Source organism: Nocardioides sp. (genome assembly GCF_047607365.1).
In the GTDB taxonomy this organism is placed as follows: Bacteria; Actinomycetota; Actinomycetes; order Propionibacteriales; family Nocardioidaceae; genus Nocardioides.
The window spans coordinates 1-2,592 of the sequence record NZ_JASGDD010000015.1 but is presented as its reverse complement, the minus strand read 5'-3'; the positions used below and the strand labels follow the sequence as shown (position 1 = coordinate 2,592).

At 72.3% G+C, this 2,592-nt stretch carries 3 protein-coding genes; 1 reads left to right on the top strand and 2 read right to left on the bottom strand.

Features of this window, described 5'->3' with window-relative positions; all coding sequences use genetic code 11:
• Window positions 1-115: 115 nt before the first annotated feature.
• Both QM572_RS01520 and QM572_RS01515 read right to left on the bottom strand, forming a co-directional pair.
• Window positions 116-1,465: a hypothetical protein gene (locus QM572_RS01520; protein WP_415089293.1), complete on the bottom strand. Its 1,350-nt coding sequence runs from the start codon at window positions 1,463-1,465 to the stop codon at window positions 116-118.
• A 7-nt stretch (window positions 1,466-1,472) separates the two neighbouring features.
• Window positions 1,473-1,832 (bottom strand): hypothetical protein, encoded by a 360-nt coding sequence (locus QM572_RS01515; RefSeq protein ID WP_415089291.1) that lies wholly within the window; start codon window positions 1,830-1,832, stop codon window positions 1,473-1,475.
• Between the two features lie 60 nt (window positions 1,833-1,892).
• Between QM572_RS01515 and QM572_RS01510 the strand changes: the two genes are divergently transcribed.
• On the top strand, window positions 1,893-2,592 hold a 700-nt coding region (locus tag QM572_RS01510), incomplete at its 3' end, for a wax ester/triacylglycerol synthase domain-containing protein (protein WP_415089289.1).

Below are 2,592 nucleotides of genomic sequence, written 5' to 3'. Positions count from 1 at the left end.
GCTCGCGCCGGCGCTCGCCACGACGCCCGCCTCCGCCCGCACCGCGCGCGGCCGGCGCCGTCTCGGCTCCTAGGGTGCGGACGTCGCCGACCGAGGCGGGCGATGGGCGAGTGCGCTACGCCGAGAAGAGCAGGTAGAGCCCGCCGGCGGTGAAGCCCACCATCGCGAACAGCAGTGGCAGCTGCCCGGTCAGCTGGTGCGCCTTGGGCAGCAGCGCGATCGAGCGGTCGTGCGCGGCGATCACGCCGAGCACGTGCCCGACGACGACCGCCGACACCTTGATCACCGCCAGCAGGGTCGGGTGGTAGGCGAACCAGAAGTCCACCGACCAGTCCGCGGTGCCGAACCAGTCGGCGCCGGTGGTGAAGGGGTCGCTGGCCTTGATCAGCGTCGCCTCGCCGCCCTCGAGCATGTAGGAGAGGTAGTGCGCGATCACGTAGGCCACGATGATCGGCACGATCGAGTGGGCGAACGCCGCCGGGAGCGTACGCCGGCTGGTGCCCGCCTCGACTCCGGTGGCCATGGTCGCCGCCGTGAAGATCAGCCCCACGAGCAGGCACATCCCGACCAGGCCGAGGAAGTTCGCCGTCGTCGGGCCGCCGCGCCACTGGTTGACGAAGTCGCCCTGGTAGAGCTTCACCCAGGCGGTGGAGTCCTTGAAGGAGTCGAACGCCGTCGACCCGAAGAGGACGGCGGTGACCGCGACCAGGCCCGGCCGCGGCACGATCGTGGCGAGGTTCGCCAGCGGCGACCGCACCCAGAGCCGCCCGTCGCGGGCGCCCCAGACCGAGAGCTTCGCGGCGAGGGAGCTATAGACCTCGAACGGGTCGGCGCGGGCGTAGAAGACGTTGCCCCACAGCGCGCCGCCGACGAGCATGACCGCGACGTAGACCGCGCACCACAGCCGCACCGGGCCCAGCTCGGTCGAGGACGGGTAGACGAGCTCCATCCACACGAACGCGAAGAGGCCGAGCGCGGCGGGCCAGTGGCCGAGCCGCTCGGGGTAGCGGTAGAGCCCCCGCTCGGGGTCGTTGCCCGAGACCCGCGCGAGCAGCGCGTTGATGGTGCGGACCGGGCTGATCGCCCTCCACACCGGGCCGAAGAGCACCGACAGCGGGACGAGGCAGACCCACCACCAGACGTAGAAGATGCCGAAGAGCGGATTGGTCAGTAGGTCCTGGCCGAAGATCGCGACCATGGCGGTGTAGCCGAACAGCAGCATCCCGACGACCCGCCAGCCCCACCGCCAGGCGGGTGAGGCGACGACCGCCGCGAGGAGCACCGGCGCGGGCCGTCCGGTCCGGGTGCCGTCGTACCGCGGCGTGCGCCAGGCGAGCGCGAGGACGCAGAAGGAGACGACGAGGGCGGCGACCGCGCCCGCGATCGCGAGCTCGCGGGGGATCGGCAGGTCGCGCGCGCCGCCGAGGCCGTGGAGCGCGAGCCCGCCGGGGACGGCGAGGATCACGGGGCGATCACTCGACCTGGAGCTGGACGATCGTCTTCTCGAGGGCGTGCGACTCGACCTCGATGATGCCCGCGTGGTCGAAGCTCAGCTCGAGCACGGTCGTGCCCTTGCCGTACTCCAGCTCCTTCTCCGGGTCGGAGTGCACATGGATCTCGCCCGCGGCGTCGGCGGTGACGACCAGCTGCACCGTCTGGCCGATCTTGACGTCGACGCGGTCGCCGTTCGGCGTGACGGTGTCGCCGCTGAAGGTGATGGCGATCTTCTTGGTGGGGAGATCGGTCGTGGCGGTGTCGGACCCGTCCCCACAGGCCGTCAACGACGTGAGCGAGAGGAGAGCGAGGAGCAGCACGACGAGGGGTCGGAACACTCTGACACAATCCCACGTGAGTCTGAGAGGGGGCCAAGAGGCCCCGGGAAAGGTGGTCTCATGGGGGACCGGCTGACGCCTCGCGACCTGGCGTTCCTGACCGAGGAGCGGCCGACCGCGCCGCGTCACAACGCCACGGTCGAGGTCTTCGAGCCCGGCCCGTCCGGCTTCCGGTACGACGAGCTGCTGGCGCTGGTCGCCGACCGGCTCTCCTTCGTGCCGCGCTACCGCCAGAAGGTGCAGTTCGTCCCCGGACGCGTCGCCAACCCCGTCTGGGTGGACGACCCGACCTTCGACCTGGAGTACCACGTCCGGCTCTCCGCGCTGCCGCGGCCGGGCTCGCACGACCAGCTCCGCGACCTCGTCGGCCGGATCGTGGCGCGCCCGCTCGACCGCGAGCGGCCGCTGTGGGAGATGTACCTCATCGAGGGGCTCGAGGGCGGCCGCTTCGCCATCCTCGCCAAGGCCCACCAGGCGCTCGTCGACGGCGTGGAGACGATCGACCTCGGGCAGCTGCTGCTCGACCTGCGCCCCGACACGGCGCTCACGCCCGACGACCATGCTCCCGCGGTCGCGGGACGGCGGCCGACGGCCGCCGGGCTGCTCCTCGACGTGGTCCGCGACGCGCTCACCGACGGCGACGTGCTCCTGGACAGCGCGCGGTCGCGCGGCTTCTTCGTGGCGCGCGCCGGCCGGCGTACGGCCCGGCGGATGGCGCGGGCCACCGCGCTCGTCACGCGTCGCCGTCCGGAGCGGCCGC